Annotated in this window: 2 protein-coding genes; both read right to left on the bottom strand. The window is 75.1% G+C overall.

The window, feature by feature from the left end; all coding sequences use genetic code 11:
* Nucleotides 1-82: 82 nt before the first annotated feature.
* Nucleotides 83-1090: a hypothetical protein gene (locus HW577_RS25010; RefSeq protein WP_198378796.1), complete on the bottom strand. Its 1008-nt coding sequence runs from the start codon at nt 1088-1090 to the stop codon at nt 83-85.
* A gap of 18 nt (nt 1091-1108) precedes the next feature.
* On the bottom strand, nt 1109-1428 hold a 320-nt coding region (locus tag HW577_RS25005; protein WP_198378795.1), incomplete at its 5' end, for a helix-turn-helix domain-containing protein.

Raw genomic sequence — 1428 nt, 5'->3', positions numbered from 1 at the left:
CGCGTCTCCGTCGCCGCGCGCACGGAGCCCTCGGCCATCACGGCGCGGCCGCGCGTGTAGCGCGCGACCGGCCGGCGCGCGGCTACCAGCGCCCGTCCAGCGGTTCCCGCGCGGCGGGGCCGAGGCGGATGGGCTCGGGCGGCTCGAAGCCCTCATTCTCGGGCAGGGGCGCCCGGCCCTTCTCCCGGCCCAGGGCGAGGACCGATTTCAGCCCGGCAAGGAGAGAGGACCCCGCCTTCGCCGGCCCCTCCGCGTACCATTCGAACCAGGGCAGGCCAGCGCGGGCATAGTCGGCCGCTGTCGGCGGGACGGTCGGCGGCGCCTCCCCCGCGATGGCCTGCCAAGCGAGGCTGTTGGCCAGGTGGACGAAGCAGCGGGAGCGGGCGGAGCTCTCCCAGGCCTCCGGCTTCTCCTTGGCCACCGTGATGTCCTGCACGATCGAGCCGCCCGGGGCGAGGCCCATGTCGCAGACCATCGAGACGCCCGCGGCGGCCGGCCGCATCAGCGCATAGACGCGCGGCCGGTTGCGCCGTTCCTCCAGCCGCGCCTCCCACAGCGCCGCCTTCAGCGGATGGGCGAGCAGCTGCACCCCGCCATGCTCGGCCGCGCCGGTCACTTGTTCCTCGGCCGTGTATCCATCCCCGAGCGGCATGGCGACGAATTGCCGCACCACGCCCTTCTCCACGCAGAAGCCGTCGAGCCAGGGCTGGCCCGGCACCTCCACATAGTCCTGGTCGGCGAAGTCGGGCGCGTTGTCCCAGGGCCGGCCGTTCACCGCGTTCACCTTGCCGGCGGCGACCTTGAGGAGGAACGGATAGCCGGCGGGGGACGAAAAACTCAGCCAGCAGGCCTCGGCCTGCCACATCGGCATGGCGACGCCGCCGCGCCGCGCCCAGCCCGCGGGCAGCCGCGCCGGGTCGAGGTCATCGACCGCGCGCACCGGGAAACGGCCGAGGCCGGGCGGCAACTTGTGGCGCCGCCCGTCGTCCGGCACGCGCAGCGTGCGCTGGAACTCGACGCGCAGCACGGCGTCGCGATGCACCTCGGGGAAGTCGAAGATCAGCGTGTCGCGGTCGAGGCCAAGCGCCATGGCGGTCTCCTTCCAGGGTTACCACTCGCCGTCGCGGATGCGGCGGATGGTGCGGGTCAGTTCGGCCTCGGGCAGGTCGCGCAGGGCGCGGACGGCCTCGGCCAAGGCGGGGCGGGCGATCAGAGCGGCGGTCACGTCCTCCGCCACCCGTCCGGCGAGCGGCAGCAGCGCCTCCGGCTCCAGCCCGAGATCGGCGGCCAGCGCGCGGAGGAAGGGCTCGGTCGGGCGCTGCGCGCCGCGTTCCACCAGCGAGAGATAGGTCGCCGAGACGCCGAGCCGCCCGGCGACGGCGCGGACCGAGAAGCCGCGCGGGGCGGCGGCGGCGCGGGCGAGCCGCG

The organism is Neoroseomonas rubea, assembly GCF_016106015.1.
GTDB lineage: Bacteria > Pseudomonadota > Alphaproteobacteria > Acetobacterales > Acetobacteraceae > Neoroseomonas > Neoroseomonas rubea.
This window is presented reverse-complemented; position numbering and strand designations above follow the sequence as displayed.